This window comes from Bacteroides sp. D22, assembly GCF_000163675.1.
GTDB lineage: Bacteria > Bacteroidota > Bacteroidia > Bacteroidales > Bacteroidaceae > Bacteroides > Bacteroides xylanisolvens.
Genome location: NZ_GG774810.1, coordinates 73,150 through 93,667 on the forward strand (window position 1 = coordinate 73,150; position 20,518 = coordinate 93,667).

Sequence of the window (20,518 nt, forward strand, 5' to 3'; positions counted from 1 at the left end):
TAATAACTTTAGTATTTATGTCTGCCGTGCTGGCATTGACATCGTGCAACGACTTCTTGGATAAATATCCTAAATATGGCGTCGATCCCGAGTCGGAAGTGACGAATGAGATTGCTGTGGCACTGACTACTGCCTGCTACAAGACTCTTCAGTCATCTAATATGTATAACCAGCGTATTTGGAGCCTCGACATCATTGCAGGCAACAGTGAAGTAGGAGCCGGAGGAGGTACTGACGGTTTGGAGACTGTTCAAGCTTCCAACTTCATAACCCAAAGCGACAACGGCTTTGCTTTGTATGTATGGCGTTCTCCGTGGGTTGGGATCGGACGTTGCAACATTGTGCTTTCCAATCTGCCTTCGGCATCTATCTCCAATGAGATAAAGACCCGTTGCATGGGTGAGGCTTATTTCTTGCGTGCACATTATTATTATATTCTAGTTCGTTTATACGGAGGGGTGCCTTTGCGTTTGGAGCCGTTTGAACCGGGAGAATCTGCGGATATTGCCCGTAATACGGTAGATGAGGTATATGCTCAAATTCTTTCCGACTGCAAAAATGCAGTGAATATGCTTCCTCCGAAAAGCAGTTATGGAGATGCTGACAGGGGACGTGCCTGCAAAGAGGCTGCAATGGCGATGCTGGCGGATATTTACCTGACACTGGCTCCCAATCATCGTGACTATTATAATGAAGTAGTGACCTTGTGCAATAACATTGCTGCAATGGGATATGATCTGGCTCAATGCAATTATGCCGATAACTTTAATGCGACGATCAATAATGGTGCGGAATCTCTCTTCGAAGTGCAATACTCCGGTAGTACGGAATATGACTTTTGGGGCGGCGATAATCAAGCGTCCTGGTTGTCTACTTTCATGGGACCACGTAATTCGGGTATGGTAGCCGGTGCTTATGGATGGAACTTGCCTACGGAAGAGTTTATCAAGCAATACGAGGATGGTGATTTGCGGAAAGACATCACTGTGTTGTATCAGGGTTGTCCTGCTTTTGACGGCATGGAATACAAACGTTCCTGGTCGAATACGGGTTATAACGTACGTAAGTTCCTTGTATCGAAAACCGTCTCTCCGGAGTATAATACCAACCCCAACAACTTTGTAGTATACCGTTATGCGGATGTCTTACTGAAGAAAGCGGAAGCTTTGAACGAGCAGGGACATCCGGATCAGGCTGCCGAACCATTGAATATCGTTCGTAAGCGTGCCGGACTGGCAGAGCTGCCGACCACTCTGACGCAGACCGAAATGAGAGAAAAGATTATTCACGAACGCCGGATGGAACTTGCTTTTGAGGGACATCGCTGGTTCGATATGATCCGGGTTGATAATGGAAATTATGCATTGACATTCCTGAAATCTATCGGTAAGAATAATGTGACCAAAGAACGTCTCCTGTTGCCTATTCCGCAGACGGAGATGGACTCCAATCACCTGATGACTCAAAATCCCGGTTATTAATCCGTTTTATAATCATTCATTTAGACAAATAATATGATGAAGAAATATATATATCAGTTGTTATGCTCTCTTTTCATCGGTGGAACGATGGTTGCCTGTGCCGAGGATTATATGGAGACAGATAAAGGACATGATACTCTCACCCTTTCGGTGAATCAGCAGGAGCTGGTGTTGAACGAAAAGAACCATAGTCAGGAGGCGCTGGCGCTTTCATGGACTACCGGAACGAATTATGGAAGCGGTAACCGCATCTCTTATACGTTGGAACTGGCGAAAGCCGGAACGGACTTTGCAAATGCTTATTCGGTGGATTTAGGTACGGGAACGTACCAGTGGACCAAGAAAGTGGAAGAACTCAACCAGTTTTTAAATTCGCTGTTTGGTATCGGCTATGCCGTAAAAGCGGAGCTGGAAGCACGTATTACAGCCGTCGTTGCCGGAATGGAAGATCAGAAGCAGAGCGCGACGACTGCCTTTACGGTGACTACTTATCAGCCGGTTACTACCACGCTTTACCTGATTGGCGATGCTGCCCCGAATGGATGGAGCGCCGATGACGCAACGGCAATGGAGCGTACGGATAATGGACAGTTTACATGGACAGGAAAACTGAACGTCGGATCGCTCAAGTTTATAACGACCTTAGGAGAATTCCTGCCGTCGTACAACCGTGACGCTACTGCCGGAGAAGAACTCAAACTAATTTATCGTACATCGGGTGACCAACCGGACGAGCCGTTTACAATCGATAAAGAGGCAACCTACATCGTAAAAGTAAACCTGTTAGACCTAACGTTGACATTTACCGAAACAGAAGATATTGGCTGGAGATATGAGGAATTTTTCATTGTCGGTTCGTTTACTGGCAACGGTGGCTGGGGATTTGAAGCGCTGTCTAAAGATGCTGCCCAAATGGATCTGTTCCATTATGGAGCTGTGATTCCCTGGAAAGCAGACGGAGAATTTAAATTCGCTTCTGTGGCAGACTTCGGTCAGGCGGATGCTTTCTTCCATCCTACCGTGGCTAATGCTCCGTACACTTCGACATCGGTAGTACTTGGAGGAGATGACGATACTAAATGGCAGATGAAGGAAGCCGAATGTGGCAAGCCTTATAAAGTATGGTTCTACACAGGAAAGGGAAAAGAAAAGATGCTGATGCGTCCGTTCACTCCTTACGAAGGATTGTATCTGGTGGGTGAGGCAACTCCGAACGGATGGAGTCTGGACAATGCTACTCCGATGACTAAGAGTGCCGACAGTCCTTATATCTTTACTTGGAGCGGCACGCTGAAGGCAGGTGAGATGAAGATTTCCTGCGATAAGCAGTCAGACTGGAACGGGGATTGGTTTATGGCGGATAAGAGCAACAAGGCTCCGACGGGGGAAGTAGAGACGGCATTGTTCGTTACCAAGTCGGATGCGGAGTTGCACAGTATGTATCCGGATACAGATTTGGGTAGTTTGGATTATAAATGGAATATTCAGGAAGCCGGTTCTTATCGGATTACGATTGACCAGTTGAAAGAGACGATTTCGATTGTGAAACAATAAAACAAGAATTCAAGATGAAGAAAATAATATATTTGGTGGCTGCTTTCCTGTGTATGGCTTGCAGTGACGATCATGGGTCGAACCAGGAGAATGGAGGAGCTTCGGGCAGTGTCACCGAAGTGACTCCGGTAACATCGGATTTAAGTGTGGACCTGTCTACGGATAAGGCTTTCTATAAACCGGGGGAGAAAGTGGTATTTACAGCAGAAGATGCGTTGCCTGCCGGAACTAAAGTTCGTTATCGTCTTTTAGGGGAGGTTGTCGGAGAAGAGTCGGTGGTAAATGGTACCAGTTGGACATGGCAACCGCCTACTACTGATTTCAAAGGATATATGGCGGAACTGTACCGTCAGGAGAATGGTACGGATGTGATTGTCGGTACGATTGCGGTAGATGTATCCAGTGATCCGGCACGTTTTCCGCGTTATGGTTTTGTCGCTGATTTCAGTCGGGAGAAGACGGCTGAAAAGACACAGGAAGAGATGGCGTATCTGAATCGTCATCACATCAATTGGGTACAGTTTCAGGACTGGCATAATAAACATCACTGGCCGTTGGGCGGTACACGCACACAGTTGGACGAGGTATATATGGACATCGCTAACCGGGAGGTTTATACAAGTTCGGTGAAAAATTACATTGAAGCGCAGCATCGTTTCGGTATGAAGTCTATGTTTTACAATCTTTGTTTTGGGGCGTTGAAGGATGCCGCTGCGGACGGGGTGAAGGAGGAATGGTATTTGTTTAAGGATGCTTCTCACACTACTAAAGACAGTCATGATCTGCCGGGCGGATGGAAAAGTAATATTTATCTGGTAGATCCTTCTAATAAGGAATGGCAGAAATATTTGAACGAGAGGAATGATGATGTATATGTGAACTTTGCCTTCGACGGCTATCAGATAGACCAGTTGGGACGACGCAGCACGTTGTACAATTACAACGGTATTCCGGTCAATCTGCGTGAGGGATATGCTTCTTTTATTGAAGCGACGAAGCAGGCTCATCCGGACAAGAGTTTGGTGATGAATGCGGTCAGCCGTTACGGTGCCCGTCAGATAGGGGAGACAGGTAAAGTTGATTTCTTCTATAATGAGGTGTGGGCAGATGAGGCTGATTTTACCAATCTGAAAGCCATTCTTTATGAAAATGGAGTCTATGGCAATTATCAGTTGAATACGGTTTTTGCAGCTTATATGAATTATAATAAAGCGAATAACCGAGGAGAATTTAATACGCCGGGTGTCTTATTGACAGATGCTGTCATGTTTGCTTTGGGTGGTTCGCACCTTGAGTTGGGAGGCGATCACATGTTGTGCAAAGAGTACTTTCCGAATGAGAACCTGACAATGAGCGAAGAATTGAAAACAGCGATGGTTCGTTATTATGATTTCCTGACTTCTTATCAGAATCTGCTTCGTGACGGTGGTACGGAGAATAGTGTTTCCATGAATTGTACCAATGGCGAAATGAGATTGAATAGTTGGCCTCCTCAACAGGGATCAGTTACTACTTATGCCAAGCAGGTAGGTGGCAAGCAAGTGATACATCTTCTTAATTTCTCGCAAGCGAACAGTCTTAGCTGGAGAGATGTGGACGGTACGATGCCGGAACCGGCTCTGATTACAAAAGCGGCTTTGCAAATGAATCTGTCGGCAAAGGTGAATAAGTTATGGGTAGCGTCGCCGGATGTACACGGAGGAGCTTTGCAGGAATTGGCCTTTACACAGGAGAACGGGGTTGTCTCATTTACATTGCCTTCCCTGAAATATTGGACGATGATTGTGGCTGAATAAAGCGGTTGCTACAGAATAACTAAAATGATAGGTATGATGATTAGATATAGATTATGGGTATGGGTGTTGTGCCTGGTATTTCCAACATGGGTTTGGGCGGAAAATGAGACACGTACATGCACTTCTTTTACACAGCAGGGACGTCAGGTGACTTTTCACCTGGCGGACAGTGCCGCCTTGCAATTGCAACTTTGCAGCTCTTCCGTCGTGAAAATCTGGTTCTCACCCGACGGGCAATTGCAACGAAGAAATGCTTCGTTTGCAGTGATTAATGAAGAACTGGAAGAGGTAGGAACTATTCATGTGGATGAACAGGCGGCCTGTTACGAGATATTTACTCCGAAGTTGCGTATCCGGGTGAATAAATCTCCGATGAGTCTTCAGATATTCGATAAATATCAGAAACTCTTGTTTAGTGATTATGCCGATAAAGGTCATGTCAGTGAAGGAACGAAGAAGGTGGAATATAAAGTGCTTCGTCGTGACGAGCACTTCTTCGGACTTGGTGAGAAAGCGGGAAAGATGGATCGTCGTGGCGAGTCTTATAAGATGTGGAATAGTGACAAACCTTGTTATAGTGTGGTAGAAGATCCTCTTTACAAGAGTATTCCTTTCTTTATGAGCAATTATCGGTATGGTATTTTTCTTGATAACACCTATAAGACAGAATTCAAATTCGGAACGGAAAGCCGTGATTATTACAGTTTTGAAGCGCCGAACGGGGAAATGGTATATTACTTTATCTTCGGTAAAGACTATAAAGAAATCATCAGCCAATATGTCGGACTGACCGGAAAACCTATCATGCCGCCGAAATGGGCGTTGGGTTTTGCCCAATGCCGCGGTCTGTTGACAAGTGAAAAGTTAAGCCGTGAAATAGCCGAAGGCTACCGGAAACGGGGAATCCCTTGTGATATTATCTATCAGGATATCGGCTGGACAGAATACTTGCAGGATTTCGAATGGCGCAAAGGAAACTATGAAAACCCCAAAAAGATGCTTTCGGATTTGAAGGAGATGGGTTTTAAGGTAGTCGTATCTCAAGACCCGGTAATTGCACAAGCCAATAAAAAACAATGGGAAGAAGCTGACCGCTTAGGCTATTTTGTAAAGGACAATACGAACGGCAAAAGCTACGATATGCCCTGGCCGTGGGGTGGGAACTGCGGAGTGGTGGACTTCACCCTGCCTGCCGTAGCCGACTGGTGGGGGGCTTATCAGCAGAAACCTATTGATGATGGTATCTCCGGCTTCTGGACAGATATGGGCGAACCTGCCTGGAGTAACGAAGAGCAGACGGAACGCCTGGTGATGAAGCACCATTTGGGTATGCACGATGAAATCCATAACGTCTATGGCCTGACCTGGGACAAAGTGGTGAAGGAGCAATTTGAAAAGAGGAATCCGGACCGTCGTGTTTTTCAAATGACTCGTGCTGCTTATGCCGGATTGCAACGTTATACGTTCGGCTGGACGGGTGATAGCGGAAACGGAGACGACGTATTGCAAGGTTGGGGACAATTAGCCAATCAGATTCCTGTAATGCTTTCCGCAGGTTTGGGATTAATCCCATTTTCTTCCTGTGATATTACCGGTTACTGTGGGGATATTGAGGATTATCCGGCTATGGCGGAACTCTATACCCGTTGGATTCAATTCGGTGCATTCAATCCTTTGAGTCGTATCCACCATGAGGGAGATAACCCGGTGGAACCGTGGCTTTTCGGACCGGAAGCGGAAAAGAACGCGAAAGCGGCTATCGAGCTGAAATATCGTTTGTTACCGTATATCTACACTTACGCCCGCGAAGCGTATGATACAGGATTGCCTATCATGCGACCTCTGTTTCTTGAATATCCAATGGATATGGAAACATTTTCTACGGATGCCCAATTCCTGTTCGGTCGTGAATTACTGGTAGCTCCCGTGGTGAAGAAAGGTGCCCGCACAAAGAACGTGTACCTTCCCGAAGGCACATGGATAGACTACAACAACAAGCAGATGGTTTACACCGGAGAGCAATGGACTACTGTTGATGCTCCCTTGTCCTCTGTTCCCATGTTTGTGAAGCAAGGTTCCATCATCCCCACCATGCCGGTGATGAACTACACCCATGAGAAACCGGTATATCCACTTACTTTTGAAGTCTTCCCCGCACAGGAAGGTGCACAGGCTGCCTTTACTCTCTACGAAGATGAAGGAGAAGACTTAGGATATCAGCGTGATGAATTTGTCAAAACACCGATTATTTGTAGCACTCTGGCAAATGGATATGAACTGACCGTCTCTGCCCGTGAAGGAAAAGGATACACTGTTCCCGGTCCGAGAAATCTGTTGTTCCGTATTTATTCTGCGAAAGCTCCGAAAGAGATAACTGTCAAAGGAAAGAAGATAAAGAAAACTAAACCGGAACGCTTGGAAGAAGATTTAGAGAATGACACTGAAACTGTAGCGTGGAGTTGGGATAAGGAAACAGGTGTCTGTAGTGTGAGAATACCTGATAAAGGTATTGATGAAAAGCTGATGATTACTTTTAAATAAACAGGGAGCTGTTGGCAAGCTAATATTTAGAGTTTTTCTTTCGTTTTATATGGATAATGTGTAGATTCGCACGAAACTCATATCAGAAATGTGTAAGTTATCACATTTCTGATATCAAAAGTGTGATTCATTATGAGAAGCTTTTCCAACCCGCTTACCTGGTTCGCTATTCAATGCTGAATTTGAAACAAGATGGTAATTTGATTAATATCCCCCTGTTTTTGGCGGATAAGACAAAAGAACTATTGAAGGATAAAAGTTGAAAGAGCCTTCTGAAGGAATCAGTAGCCTCTTAAAAAACGATGATTCTTAAAAAAGGAATATTTAATCATTGCAAGAAGGACGTGAATTGCAGTTTGGTAAAGAAAAGCAAGAAAATGTCCTGTATTTGTAATTACACGATTCTCTATTTCTGCTGTTTCGAAAATATGCCAATCAAGCTGCGATAGATTTTTGATTATTTTTGTTATTTGGAGAGCAGATGCCCGAATAACTAATCATTTTATTATTTTTTCCTTTCCGATATATTATGGTAAACTAGAGAAAAAATGTTTCTTAATAGTTCATTTTTATCTTCTTCACCGGGGAACGATAGCTTCCTCGGTGAGGAACAAGTCGATGCACACCGAGGAACACTTCGTTGGTTTTAAAGCAATGAGCGGTTTCTGAATAGAGAAAGATGCATATCCTGTTTGCTTTTATACAATATTAGGCATTCTTTTGTATGCTCATGCGTTTATTTATGCAGTTTATTTTCCGGTTCGTTATTTTCTAATTGGCCATTTCCTTGTATAATATTAAAAATAGAACATTGAAAGTATATATTATCAAGTCGATAAGCAGTTGTTTATTTAAATAAAATAAATTCCTATTACCCTTTTCAAGAAAGTATAATGATTAAGTAATATAGTATTAAAATATTGATTGACAATTGCCTATGTTTGCAACGTTATTTTAAATGGAAATCTAATACACAATAAAGTTGTTATGAGAAAATCAACAAGGATAATTTATTTAAAGATGGTTGCACTAGCTATGGTCACTACATTTTCCACTCTGAATGGTAACATATCTGCCAATACACTTCAGAAAGAACTCCATTCGGGATGGAGGTTTAAACAAGCTCGTCTTTCTAACTGGTATCCTGCTACAGTCCCGGGAGTAGTACACACTGACTTGATTGATAATAAAATCATTGAAGATCCTTTTTATCGCTTAAATGAAAGAGGTGTACAGTGGGTTGATAAGGAAGACTGGATTTATGAAACAACCTTCGATGTAGCACCCGAATTGATGGATAAAAACAATATACGGCTTTATTTTAAAGGGCTTGATACTTATGCAGATGTCTATTTGAATGGAGAAAAGATATTGGAGGCAGACAATATGTTTCGTGAATGGAAACTTCCCGTAAAAGATAACCTGAAAGCAAAGGATAATAAATTAAGGATATATTTCCATTCTCCTATTAAACGGGATATGCCTAAATGGGATGCGCTGCCTTTTCACTATGAGGCAATCAACGACCAGTCGGAGAATGGAGGAGTATTCAATAGAAAGGTTAGTGTTTTTGCCCGTAAGGCAGGCTATCATTATGGTTGGGACTGGGGACCTCGCCTGGTAACTTCTGGCATCTGGAGACCTGTTTTATTAGAAGCATGGGATGATTTGCGGATAGAAAATGTGTTTATCCGGCAAAAAGAGGTTTCTTATAAACAAGCCGACATTAGTAATATTGTAGAAATACTAGCCGATAAAGATATTGAGAAGGCTGAAGTTACGGTCAGAGACAATAAGACTGGAAAGATTTATGGTGCTACTACTACCTGCCTGACAAAAGGATTGAATAAGATTGCTGTAAACTTCTTTATAAAGAATCCTAATTTGTGGTGGAGCAATGGACTCGGAAAAGCCAATCTATATGAATTCCGGACCGAAGTAAAAACAAACGAGCAAAATAAGGACTGTCTTATAACTTCTACAGGAATACGTTCATTAAAAGTTATACGTAAGGAGGATAAAGAGGGAAGATCATTCTATTTTCAACTTAATGGAATACCTGTATTTTCCAAAGGGGCTAATTATATCCCTTGTGATAATTTTCTGCCTCGTGTGACGAAGGAACTGTATGAGAAAACGATCCTGGATGCTGTCAATGCTAATATGAATACTTTGCGTGTGTGGGGTGGAGGGACTTATGAAGATGATTATTTCTACGAATTATGCGATAAATATGGTATTCTTGTGTGGCAGGATTTTATGTTTGCCTGCAGCGTATATCCCTCCGAAGGTGAATTGCTGGAAAATATTCGTCAGGAAGCGATTGATAATGTTCGCCGTTTGCGCAATCACCCTTCTCTTGCTTTATGGTGTGGTAATAATGAATGTCTGGAAGCTTGGTTTGGTTGGAATTGGAAAGAAAACTATGCGAAGCAGAATCCGGAGTATGCCCGGATTATCTGGCAGCAGTATGAAGATCTGTTTCATAAAATGCTACCGGAAGTGGTGACAGAAAATAGCCCTGAAACATTTTATTGGCCTTCATCGCCCTTCAGTCGTTATGACGGAGTTTCCGAGAATAATAAAGGGGATACGCATTATTGGGCTGTATGGCATGCAAAAAAGCCGATCTCCGAATATAATAAGGTGCGTAGTCGTTTCTTTAGTGAATATGGTTTTCAATCTTTTCCCGAATTTGAGTCGGTCAAAATGTATGCTCCGTACCCTGAAGACTGGGAAATAACTTCCGAGGTAATGATGTCTCATCAACGGGGAGGTGAGTTCGCGAACAAACTGATTGAAGACTATTTGCTGAACGAATATCGCAAACCTAAAGACTTCGAATCATTTCTGTATATGAACCTTGTACTGCAAGGGGATGCTATTAAGACGGCTATTGAAGCACATCGCAGGGATATGCCTTACTGTATGGGGACATTATTTTGGCAACATAATGATTGCTGGCCGGTTGCTTCGTGGTCGAGCCGTGATTACTACGGACGTTGGAAAGCGCAACATTATTTTGCCAAGGCAGCTTTTCGGGACGTGCTTGTATCTCCCATAGTTAATAATGACAGGCTTGATGTATATATTGTATCTGATAGATTAAGGAAAACGAGCGCTATACTGGAACTGGAAGTCTGTGACATGGAAGGAAAGCTTGTTAATTCAATCAGAAGATCGGTAACTATTCCTGCTAATGAAAGTAAAGTCGTTATGTCCCACAAATTGAATTCATTTATAAAATCACAACCGGAAAATCAGCTTGTTATCTCCGCAACCCTTACCGATCAACAAGGAACGATTTACACAAATAATTATTTCTTGACGAAGCAAAAGGAGATGTTATATCCGCAAGTGAATATATCATATCAATTAAAGTCACTGCCTGACGGATATGAATTGACTTTAAAAGCAGACCGTTTTGCAAGAGCTGTATACTTGTCTCTTGATGGAATTGATAATTTCTTTGAAGATAATTATTTCGATTTGATGCCGGGAAAAGATAAGATAGTGAAAGTTCGTACCGATATTTCATATACGGACTTTTCCCGACAGCTAAAAATCAAATCGTTGGTCGATGGATATTAAATAAATGCACTTAATATTTAATCAACATCTGTTGCAGGATTGTACGGTATTCGCTAGGTGTGTTTCCTTTCTTCTTTTTGAATATCCGAATAAAGTTCGATAGATTATTAAATCCGCACGAGTAGCAGATTTCTGCTACCGTGTGTGATGTTTCAGTCAGCATCTGGCAAGCACGGGCCACACGGAGGTTGTTGATATAGTCAATAAAGGTGCAATTTGTTTTCTTTCTGAAGAAATGGCTGAAAGCGGATTCCGACATATTTACCAGAGCTGCTACATCTCCCAGTTTGATAGGTTCTTCAAAATTCTTCTCTATATAGTCGCAGACTTTTGCAATGCGTCTACTTTTTGAGGTACGTATCGTGTCTTTGGTGTCATAGAGATTACTGACTAAAATATGTCTGTCGGCAGTGGAGAGATCATACAAGATAGAGAGAAACTCTAAAACGGTGTGGAAGCCTTGCATCCGGGTAAGCTGGAGAATTTTCTCTTTCATTGCCAGCATGGTGTTTTCAGAAAAGCTAATTCCTTTCTGTGAGTCGAGTAACAGTTGTTTAATCGGGCTGAATAGTCGTTTCTCCAATATTGGAAAATTGAGCAGTTTGTCCGAGAACTGAATTGTCACCACATGATTGCCTTCTACAATCTCCCCTTTCCAGGCATGCGGAAGATTGGGACCAGTCATTACCAAATCCAGATTGTCAAACTTTTCGACTGAATCGCCTACAATTCTTTCTCCATACGTATTCATCACAAGATTAATTTCATAGTCGGAGTGATAATGTACCGGATAATCAAATTTTGCATTGGGATGATTTAAAACGATGAATAAATCATCAGAAGAAATGGGAGTAATTTCCTTTTGAATGTCTTTCATAAGAACTGTATTTAACTTGATACAAATGTACGAATAATAATAATACAAAAACAGGCTATTCAAAAAAGTATAATTATTAAGCAATATAATATCAAAAAACTATCATTATATGCCTTACATTTGCAAAGTGAATCATACTTAATAACTAATTGAATGCTATGGAATCATTTTCTATCGGAACTATTGATATTATAATCGTAGTCGTATATTTGCTATTTATTATATGGTGGGGTGTAAAGAACGGAAAGAGTTCGGATGCCCAATCGTATTTTCTTGCCGGACGTTCCATGCCTTGGTGGGTTGTAGGGTTGTCTCTGTTTGCCGCCAGTATATCCAGTACTACGCTTATCGGGCAATCGGGTGATGCTTATGATACGGGACTTGCCGTTTTCAATTATAACCTGACCGGTATTGTGGTTATGGTGTTTTTTGCTGTTTTCCTTCTACCTTTATATATAAGGTCGAAGGTCTTTACGATTCCGGAGTTTCTGGAGAAGAGGTTTGATAAGCGTTCCCGTTACTACTTTTCCGCTATTTGTATTATCGGAAATATTTTTCTGGATGCTGCCGGTGCGCTTTATGCAGCCGCATTAATTATCAAACTGGTATTACCTGAAGCTGATCTTCAGATGATTATTATAGTCTTTGCTATTATTGCAGCTTCATATACAATTCCGGGAGGACTTTCTTCTGCCATTAACGCGGAACTGATACAGGCGGTAGTTTTGATTTTAGGTTCGGTTTTGCTTACCTATTTCTGTTTTCAACAGGGAGGAAGTTATTTCTATCATTTGTTTGAAAACGATGATATATTGGTGAAGCTGATTCGCCCGTTGTCCGATAATGCCACTCCTTGGTTGGGGCTGATCGTGGGGATGCCCATATTGGGTATTTACTTCTGGGCTAATAATCAGACTTTAGTACAACGTGTTTTGAGTGCCAGAACTATTGATGAAGGTCGGAGAGGTGTTATATTCACCGGTTTTCTCACGATGAGCACATTGTTTATTATCGCTATTCCCGGATTGATTGCCCGTGATTTATTTCCAGGTTTGGATAAACCCGATATGGTATATCCTAATATGGTGATGCAATTAATGCCTGTGGGTTTGCTGGGTATTATGCTGGCTGCTCTGTTGTCTGCATTGACTTCTACGATTAGTGCTATCTTGAATTCTACTTCTACTTTGTTTACGATGGATTTTTATGCGAAGTTTAATAAACATGCTGATACAAAAAAGCTGGTACTGGTTGGTAAAATCGCTTCTTGTGTGATTATTCTGTTAGCTGCATTATGGGCACCTCAAATTGGTAAATTCGGATCTCTTCTAAAATATTATCAGGAAATGCTTTCTTATATTTCTCCTCCTATCGTAGCGGCTTTCCTTCTTGGAATTTTTAATAAGAGAGTGAATGGTGGCGGAGCTTTTATGGGATTGATTCTCGGTCTGGTAGTAGCGGTTCTTTTACTTTTCTTTAAAAATACGGTTTTTGGTGATTTGCACTTTTTATTGATGGTTCCTTTCTTGTTGATATTCAGTATAATAGTGATTTACATCAGCAGTTTCTTTTATGCGGCTCCGGGTAAAGATAAGCTTACTGACACCACCTTTTCTTTTAGCGATCTGAAAGAAGAATATGTAACCTTGAAAACAGTAGTCTGGTATAAGAACTATCAGGTATGGGCAGGGGTGTTACTTGTGTTAAGCGCATTGATTTGGATTATTTTTCAATAAAATAAATAGAATATATGAAATTAAAGAAATTTGAAGGAAACCCGATTCTTTCTCCGTCGGAAAAGAATGATTGGGAATCTTTGGTGACTTGTAATCCTGGCGTGTTCTATGATAACGGCATGTTTTATATGTTATATCGTGCTGCAGGTAATGATAGAGAACATGTTATCCGCTTGGGATTGGCTACGAGCAGGGATGGGTTTTATTTTGAAAGACACTCGGATCGGCCGGCTTTTTCTCCGAGTGTCGATGGGCCTGATTCCGGATGTGTGGAAGATCCTCGTATTGTGAAGTTTGATGGTGAGTATTATATTACTTATGCCTATCGGCCGGTACCACCCGGGCAGTATTGGAAGTTTGGGCATGATGAAGTTTTACTTCCTGAATGTGGTAAGTATGCTCCTGCAGCTATTGCTAAGAATTTAGGTAATACTGGGCTGGCTGTTACTACAGATTTTTGCCATTTTCGCCGTTTGGGACGTCTGACTTCGCCGGTGCTTGATGATCGCGATGTGATTCTTTTTCCCGAGAAGGTAAACGGACAATTTGTTATGTTACATCGCCCCAAGCAGTATATTGGCGAAAAATTTGGTGTAGAATACCCTTCTATCTGGATAAAGTTTTCGGATGATTTATTAGATTGGGAGGGTAAGGAAAGCCATCTTCTTCTGACAGGACGTGAAAATACTTGGGAGGAAAAGATTGGTGGAAGTACTCCTCCCTTGAAAACGGACAAGGGTTGGTTGATGCTCTATCATGGTGTGGAGCATGGCGGAAAAGGGTATTATAGGGTGGGGGCTTTATTGCTCGACTTGGATAACCCTCTGAAAATACTAGCCAAAACGCATGAATCAATTCTCGAACCGGAAGAGGACTTCGAGATAAACGGGTATTATAACGGTTGTGTATTCCCTACGGGAAATGTGATTGTGGATGATACGCTCTTTGTGTATTATGGTAGTGCGGATAAGTATGTCTGCGTGGCTACCTGCTCTGTAAATGAACTGCTCTCTTACTTGTTGACCGACTGCAAGGTGTAATTAACTGAATCTCCTTTATCTTTTAGTCTTTTAATGTGATGTGTATACACTGTTTATGTGTACATTGGGGAGGTTGCTATGCGAAAAATAGATAATCATAGATTAAATCGTTCAAAAAAGTATAATAATAGAGTAAATAGTGCGAATGAAAATGAAAGGTTATAGTCTATATTTGTATTATCAAATTATCAGTAAAGAATTCAACGCTTAAATTTTATATTATGATGAATAAACAGAAAAAACGGCTTGGTAGCATGTCACTCTGCAAAGTTGTGTTGATATGCCTTTTTTTGTCCGTATTTTCTACCGCATGGGCTGCGGTAGAGCAAACATCTTCCAAGATTACTGTGACTGGAGTGGTTAAAGATGTACAAGGTGAGCCTCTGATAGGAGCTACTATTAAAATTAAAGGTTCGGCTGTAGGAACAGTCAGTGATTTTGATGGGAATTACTCTCTGGCCAATGTGCCGGTGAATGGGGTTTTAGAGTTTTCTTATGTAGGTATGAATAGTATAGAAATATCGGTTTCCGGAAAAAAGGTGGTAAATGCGGTACTTAGTGATGCTACTCAATTACTTGATCAGGTGGTGGTCATTGGGTACGGGTCGGTGAAAAAGAGTGATTTGACGGGATCGGTTGCGACGGTAAAGCCGGAGGCATTAAGTGATATACCGGCTAATTCTGTTGAAGGATTGTTGCAGGGGCGTGCGGCTGGTGTACAAGTAATCAATTCGTCACAGGATCCGGGAGCCGGATCAACGGTTCGTATTCGTGGTAATAGTTCGCTGCGCGGATCCAATTCACCTTTGATTGTGGTAGATGGTTTTCCATTGGGAGATGCCGGTGATTTGAAACAGATTAATACCGATGATATTGTTTCAATGGAAGTATTGAAAGATGCTTCTGCTTCTGCAATTTATGGTTCCAGAGGTGCTAATGGAGTTATAATTGTAACCACTCGAAGGGCGAAAGAAGGAACTACGACGGTATCTGTCAAACAGCAGCTCACTTTCTCTGAATTTTCTTCCAAACTGGATTTGTGGAGAGACCCGGTGATGATGGCAATGTTGAACAATGAGGGACGTGTGAATGGTGGATTACAGCCGCTCTATATCGGTGCAAATAATTCTGCCGGTGTTTATTACCCGTCTATTGAGGAGCTTCAGACTACTTGGACAACCAATACCCGTTGGGATGAATTAGTGTTTAGAGATGCGCCTGTGTCTAATAATACAACAGTTTCTGTCTCCAGTGCTAACGAGAAGACGAGTTTTAACTTGAGTGCTAATTATTATACGGACCAAGGAATGTATATTGATGATGATTATAGTAAAGGGGGGTATAATCTGAATGTCAGTCATAAGATATATAAGAACTTTACGATTCGTGCATCCAATATTCTATATCTTGGCAACCGTAATAACAATGGCGGAATGGCTTATTGGAGAAATCCGATTTATCCTGTGTATAATGAAGACGGAACTTATTATCAGACTACTGCTCAAGATTATAGTCATCCTATCGCTATTCGCGAGCATAAAAAGGATAAAACCAAAATGCTGGATGTTATCTCATCCGGAGCTTTTGAATGGCAAGTGATACCGCAACTTCGTCTCACAAGCCAGTTGAATTATAAATATGGAAAATCTACCAACGACCAGTATCTGCCACAGAAATACACCCAAGTCGGTACGGAGAATCGTGGTAGGGGAGTCATTGGTAACACAGAGAATCAAAATTTTGTTTCCGAAACATTTGCCAATTACTCTCAAATGTTCGGCAAACATGAAGTGGGCGCCATGGTAGGTCATTCTTACGAGTGGTATCAATATCGTGATTCGTATCTGACTGCTAATGGTTTTGTGAATGAAGCATTGGGAAATGAGAATATGGGAGCCGGAGAGAAAGCGAACAATATTATTTCCAACGGGTTCTCGAAAAGTAAACTGGTTTCCGGAATGGCCCGTCTGAATTACACTTATGATAATAAGTATTTGCTTACTGCCACTTTTCGTGCCGACGGTTCTTCTAAATTCGGTAAGAATAACAAGTGGGGGTATTTCCCTTCCGGAGCTATCAGCTGGAAAGCTCACGAAGAGAAGTTTATAAAGAAACTAAATACATTTGATGAATTGAAGTTTCGTTTAAGTTACGGTATTTCGGGAAATCAGGGAATCAGTCCTTATCAGACTCTTAGCCGTTATGGAACGACTAAATATTACCATCAGGGACAATGGCTGACTGCTATCGGTCCCGGGTATGAGTCAGGGCAGTCCGGGCAAGACGGAATCTGGAAAATTTGGAGTGGAATTCCTAATCCGGATCTGAAATGGGAGACAACTGCGCAATGGGACTTTGGTATTGATATGGCTTTCTTTAACAGAAGACTTCGCGTCACTTTGGATATTTACAATAAAGAGACGTCTGATCTGTTGAGAGAAAGAAACCTGGCTCTTTCTTCCGGTTATGACCGCATGTGGGTGAATGATGGTAAGATTCGCAACCGGGGATTTGAAGTAACGATTGACGGAGTTATGGTAGATAAAAAAGATTGGAGCTTGAATGGAACTTTTATATTCTCTATGAACCGTAACAAGGTGGTTGATTTGGGAAGTAGTGTCGAATCGGGTCTATTGAAAGATGCCCGTACGGGAATGGAATATGAAGTTGTCGGTAACTTGAGTGAACAGTATCGCTCTTATACTAATATACTTGCTATTGGCCAACCGATCAATGTCTTTTATGGATATAAATGTGATGGAATTATTCAGACTTTGCCGGAAGGACTTAACGCAGGATTGTCGGGAGAAGATGCTATGCCGGGAGAATTCAAATATGTCAATACGTATGATGGGGACGGGACACAAGGTGTTGTGAATGAAAACGATAAATGTATTATCGGTGATCCTAATCCTGATTTTACGGCAAGTCTGAATCTTTCTTTCCGTTGGAAGAAACTGGATGCGAGTATTTTCCTGAATGGTGTGTTTGGAAATGATGTGTTGAACACCAAGACTTTTGGTGATCCGCATAATGCTGCACTCCGTTGGACACCTGACAACCCGACTAACAAATATCCCAGTCTGCGTGACGGACGTCAGACTCGCTTTTCTGACTATTGGATAGAAGACGGCTCTTTTGTGAGAATTCAGAATCTGACAGTAGGGTATACCTTTGATTTGCCTAAACAGAAAGTGTTTGCCTCGAAAATACGCCTATATATGAATGCTTCCAATTTATATACATTTACCAAGTTCGACGGGTATGATCCGGAAGTCGGGCAAAACGGAATTTATTCTGGTGGGTATCCTCGCTTGAGGAAATGGACAGTAGGTCTTGATATAACATTCTAAATTAAATGATATGAAAAAGAATATATACACTTTCATTTTAATAAGCTGTATCCTGGGCTTTTCCGGTTGCAGTCTTGATGAAGAGCCTTACGGATTCTATTCCGAAGATAACTTCTATAAAACAGAGGGGGATGCAATGGCAGCTATTCATTACGCTTATGCTACTCTTACCTATATCGAGTATTCGCGTGCTCTTTATTTCATCGGTGATATGCCTACTGAAATTATGACTACTAAAGGAGATGCCTCCGTTGATAATCGTGCCTTGAATCTGTGGAGAATTGATAACTTTGATACCAATGCTACTTTGGTCAATTTCTTTAAATACTCATTCATTGCTATTAATCGGGCGAATGCTGTCATTAAGAAGATGCCGGGTACGGATATTGATTCCAAGCTAAAGGATCAGTATTTGGGTGAAGCTTATTTTTTACGTGCATACAATTACTTCTGTCTTTCACGTAACTTCGGTTTGGTACCGATGCATTATGGAGTAGTGGAGACACTGTCGCAAACGGGTACTCCTTTGGCAAATAATATGGATGAGATTTATGATTTGATGATTGACGATTGTAAAAAAGCGGAAGAATTGTTGCCTGTATACGCTGCCCCCATAATGGGACGTATCGATAGAGTCGGTGCACAGGCTTTGTTAGCTAAAATCTATTTATATGCAGCTTCTGCCAAAGCAAATAATGTGCCTTTATACAAGGAAATGGCGAAAGATGTCAATTCTCTCTATCAAGATGCTATGACTTATGCCGGAAGAGCATTAGGATTGGATCCGGATTATCCGCAGAATACGTATGGTTTTGAAAGTGATTTGCTCAAGATTTATGATGTAGAGAACTTTGCCGGTAAAGAAAATATTTTCTTGATGTCTATGGATAGAACGGGAGAGGCAGAAGGACAATATTCTAAGATATCCAAAATGTTCCTTCCTTATATTGAGGGTGCTACTATCTGGATCAAGCAAGGAGACAAAGATGAATATATAAAATCTCATGACGGTTGGGGAGAATATCGTACGGAAATGAATTTCTATAATGAGTTTGATGGAAACGATTTGCGTAAGAAAGATCTCATTGTGGACAAGGTGTATAATGAAGATGGAACGGTAAAAGCGGAATGGAAACCGGATGGCGGTGATTTTGAGTACCCCTTCTGCCGAAAATACATCGATCCCAAATTTGATGGGGATAAGACTAGTACACGCCCCTTTCTCATTCGTTTTACTGACATTGCGATGGTGTATGCCGAAGCTGTCGGCCCGACTACCAAGGCTTATGAACTGATAAACTTTATCAGACATAGGGCAGGATTGGGGGATTTGACTCCAGGATTGCCGATAGATGAATTCCGGGAGAAAGTATATGAAGAACGTAAGTTTGAAATGGCTTTTGAAGGAGATCGTATGTACGATATTCGTCGTTGGGGCAGGATTGGAGAAATCAAAGAAGTGAAGGATGCCGGACTAAATGAAAGTCAATATTCTTTCTATCCGTTGCCGCAAACCGAGATTAATCTTAATCCAAGTTTAAGAGAATAATAAAAAATCGTGAGCTATGAATAAACTATTAAAATACACACTGTTTATCCTTTGTATGGGGGTAATGCAATCTTGTGTGAAAGACATGCAGGATGATTTGAATGATGGAGGATGGAATAACGAGAGGTCTGTAACGAATCTTAAATTCAAGAACCAGGTGGGACAGGCTGAAATTGAACGCATTGATGATACAACCGGGGAAGTTACCGTAACCCTTAATGTGGGGGCTATTCCTGATTTGTCAAAAGTTGAAATAGAATCTATTGAATTGTCGTATCAAGCCACAGCTTCTGCAGGTAAAGGCAGTACATTGGATTTTAGTAATCCGGAGCGAAAGTCGGTTCTTACTGTAACTTCCGCAACTGGAAAAACACGTGAATATATGATCTATGTGAATGAATTCCGTGAAAGTCTGGAAGGTACATGGTCGATTAATAATTTGATTATTTATGGTGGTACAGGTCCGGAATGGGGTGGCGGAAGAGTTTATCCGTTTATGGACAAATCATGGTGCTGGTATGATGAATATTCCCCGGAAAAAGAGTATGACAATACACTGACCTTTATTATGGAGAATATCACAGATGATGGAAACACATCCGGGAAATGTATAAATGCTGCCGGGCCTGACGGGAAATATGCAGATTTTATATTTAAAGGTTCTTCTAATCCGGCAGATAAGACGGATATTGATCTGAAGAAGTATTATCGGAAAATCCCAGTAGGAGAGAGCCGTTGGATTCGTAATTACAGTTTAGGTACCATTACTTTTATTGATTCGGACGGAAATGAATCGACTGCCGTACTCGAAAATCCGGGAACTTATACATTATTCCAGGGGGGAGGTTATACCAATACGGTAACTTTGCCGAATAATGCTTTCTCTTTCCAAATCAATGGTGTGGATGAGTGGACCTATATTTATACTGATTATGATGTGTTTGCTAAACAGGCACGTAAGTTCTTTGTACTCGTGACAAAAAATGAGGATTAACTAATG

General features: G+C 41.6%; 11 protein-coding genes. 10 read left to right on the forward strand and 1 reads right to left on the reverse strand.

Annotated features, from left to right (window positions below):
- Positions 1-17 precede the first annotated feature (17 nt).
- The 5 genes from HMPREF0106_RS09565 (at position 18) to HMPREF0106_RS09540 (ending at position 10,963) form a co-directional block, all read left to right on the forward strand.
- Complete coding sequence (locus HMPREF0106_RS09565) at positions 18-1,481, forward strand: RagB/SusD family nutrient uptake outer membrane protein (RefSeq protein WP_410491999.1); 1,464 nt, start codon at positions 18-20, stop codon at positions 1,479-1,481.
- Positions 1,482-1,517: 36 nt separating this feature from the next.
- Complete coding sequence (locus tag HMPREF0106_RS09560) at positions 1,518-3,035, forward strand: SusF/SusE family outer membrane protein (protein WP_032851453.1); 1,518 nt, start codon at positions 1,518-1,520, stop codon at positions 3,033-3,035.
- A 14-nt stretch (positions 3,036-3,049) separates the two neighbouring features.
- Positions 3,050-4,831 (forward strand): glycoside hydrolase family 66 protein, encoded by a 1,782-nt coding sequence (locus HMPREF0106_RS09555; protein ID WP_009040315.1) that lies wholly within the window; start codon positions 3,050-3,052, stop codon positions 4,829-4,831.
- A 36-nt stretch (positions 4,832-4,867) separates the two neighbouring features.
- Positions 4,868-7,372, forward strand: coding sequence for a glycoside hydrolase family 31 protein (locus tag HMPREF0106_RS09550; protein ID WP_032851454.1), 2,505 nt, complete (start codon positions 4,868-4,870; stop codon positions 7,370-7,372).
- A gap of 1,020 nt (positions 7,373-8,392) precedes the next feature.
- Positions 8,393-10,963: a beta-mannosidase gene (locus HMPREF0106_RS09540; protein ID WP_022199449.1), complete on the forward strand. Its 2,571-nt coding sequence runs from the start codon at positions 8,393-8,395 to the stop codon at positions 10,961-10,963.
- 10 nt (positions 10,964-10,973) lie between these two features.
- Here HMPREF0106_RS09540 and HMPREF0106_RS09535 read toward each other — a convergent pair whose 3' ends face one another.
- A complete protein-coding gene (locus HMPREF0106_RS09535) occupies positions 10,974-11,840 on the reverse strand; it encodes an AraC family transcriptional regulator (RefSeq protein ID WP_004317421.1) in 867 nt (288 codons plus the stop codon).
- A 158-nt stretch (positions 11,841-11,998) separates the two neighbouring features.
- Here HMPREF0106_RS09535 and HMPREF0106_RS09530 point away from each other — a divergent pair, with 158 nt between their 5' ends.
- From HMPREF0106_RS09530 to HMPREF0106_RS09510, 5 genes are all read left to right on the forward strand, one after another.
- Positions 11,999-13,576 (forward strand): sodium:solute symporter, encoded by a 1,578-nt coding sequence (locus HMPREF0106_RS09530; RefSeq protein WP_009040319.1) that lies wholly within the window; start codon positions 11,999-12,001, stop codon positions 13,574-13,576.
- Positions 13,577-13,590: 14 nt separating this feature from the next.
- Entirely contained in the window at positions 13,591-14,616 is a 1,026-nt protein-coding gene (locus HMPREF0106_RS09525; RefSeq protein WP_008018960.1) for a glycosidase, read from the forward strand.
- 224 nt (positions 14,617-14,840) lie between these two features.
- Positions 14,841-17,969 (forward strand): SusC/RagA family TonB-linked outer membrane protein, encoded by a 3,129-nt coding sequence (locus HMPREF0106_RS09520; RefSeq protein WP_009040320.1) that lies wholly within the window; start codon positions 14,841-14,843, stop codon positions 17,967-17,969.
- 10 nt (positions 17,970-17,979) lie between these two features.
- Positions 17,980-19,518 carry a RagB/SusD family nutrient uptake outer membrane protein gene (locus HMPREF0106_RS09515; protein ID WP_009040321.1) on the forward strand — a complete coding sequence of 513 codons (1,539 nt, stop codon included), beginning with the start codon at positions 17,980-17,982 and terminating at the stop codon, positions 19,516-19,518.
- Between the two features lie 16 nt (positions 19,519-19,534).
- Positions 19,535-20,512: a hypothetical protein gene (locus HMPREF0106_RS09510; RefSeq protein ID WP_009040322.1), complete on the forward strand. Its 978-nt coding sequence runs from the start codon at positions 19,535-19,537 to the stop codon at positions 20,510-20,512.
- The last annotated feature ends 6 nt before the right edge of the window (positions 20,513-20,518 follow it).

Coding starts and splice junctions, on each gene's coding strand:
- HMPREF0106_RS09525 (WP_008018960.1), top strand. CDS start 13,591: ATGAAATTAAAGAAATTTGAAGGAAACCCGATTCTTTCTCCGTCGGAA.
- HMPREF0106_RS09560 (WP_032851453.1), top strand. CDS start 1,518: ATGAAGAAATATATATATCAGTTGTTATGCTCTCTTTTCATCGGTGGA.
- HMPREF0106_RS09515 (WP_009040321.1), top strand. CDS start 17,980: ATGAAAAAGAATATATACACTTTCATTTTAATAAGCTGTATCCTGGGC.
- HMPREF0106_RS09510 (WP_009040322.1), top strand. CDS start 19,535: ATGAATAAACTATTAAAATACACACTGTTTATCCTTTGTATGGGGGTA.
- HMPREF0106_RS09520 (WP_009040320.1), top strand. CDS start 14,841: ATGAATAAACAGAAAAAACGGCTTGGTAGCATGTCACTCTGCAAAGTT.
- HMPREF0106_RS09530 (WP_009040319.1), top strand. CDS start 11,999: ATGGAATCATTTTCTATCGGAACTATTGATATTATAATCGTAGTCGTA.
- HMPREF0106_RS09565 (WP_410491999.1), top strand. CDS start 18: ATGTCTGCCGTGCTGGCATTGACATCGTGCAACGACTTCTTGGATAAA.
- HMPREF0106_RS09535 (WP_004317421.1), bottom strand. CDS start 11,840: ATGAAAGACATTCAAAAGGAAATTACTCCCATTTCTTCTGATGATTTA.
- HMPREF0106_RS09540 (WP_022199449.1), top strand. CDS start 8,393: ATGGTTGCACTAGCTATGGTCACTACATTTTCCACTCTGAATGGTAAC.
- HMPREF0106_RS09550 (WP_032851454.1), top strand. CDS start 4,868: ATGATTAGATATAGATTATGGGTATGGGTGTTGTGCCTGGTATTTCCA.
- HMPREF0106_RS09555 (WP_009040315.1), top strand. CDS start 3,050: ATGAAGAAAATAATATATTTGGTGGCTGCTTTCCTGTGTATGGCTTGC.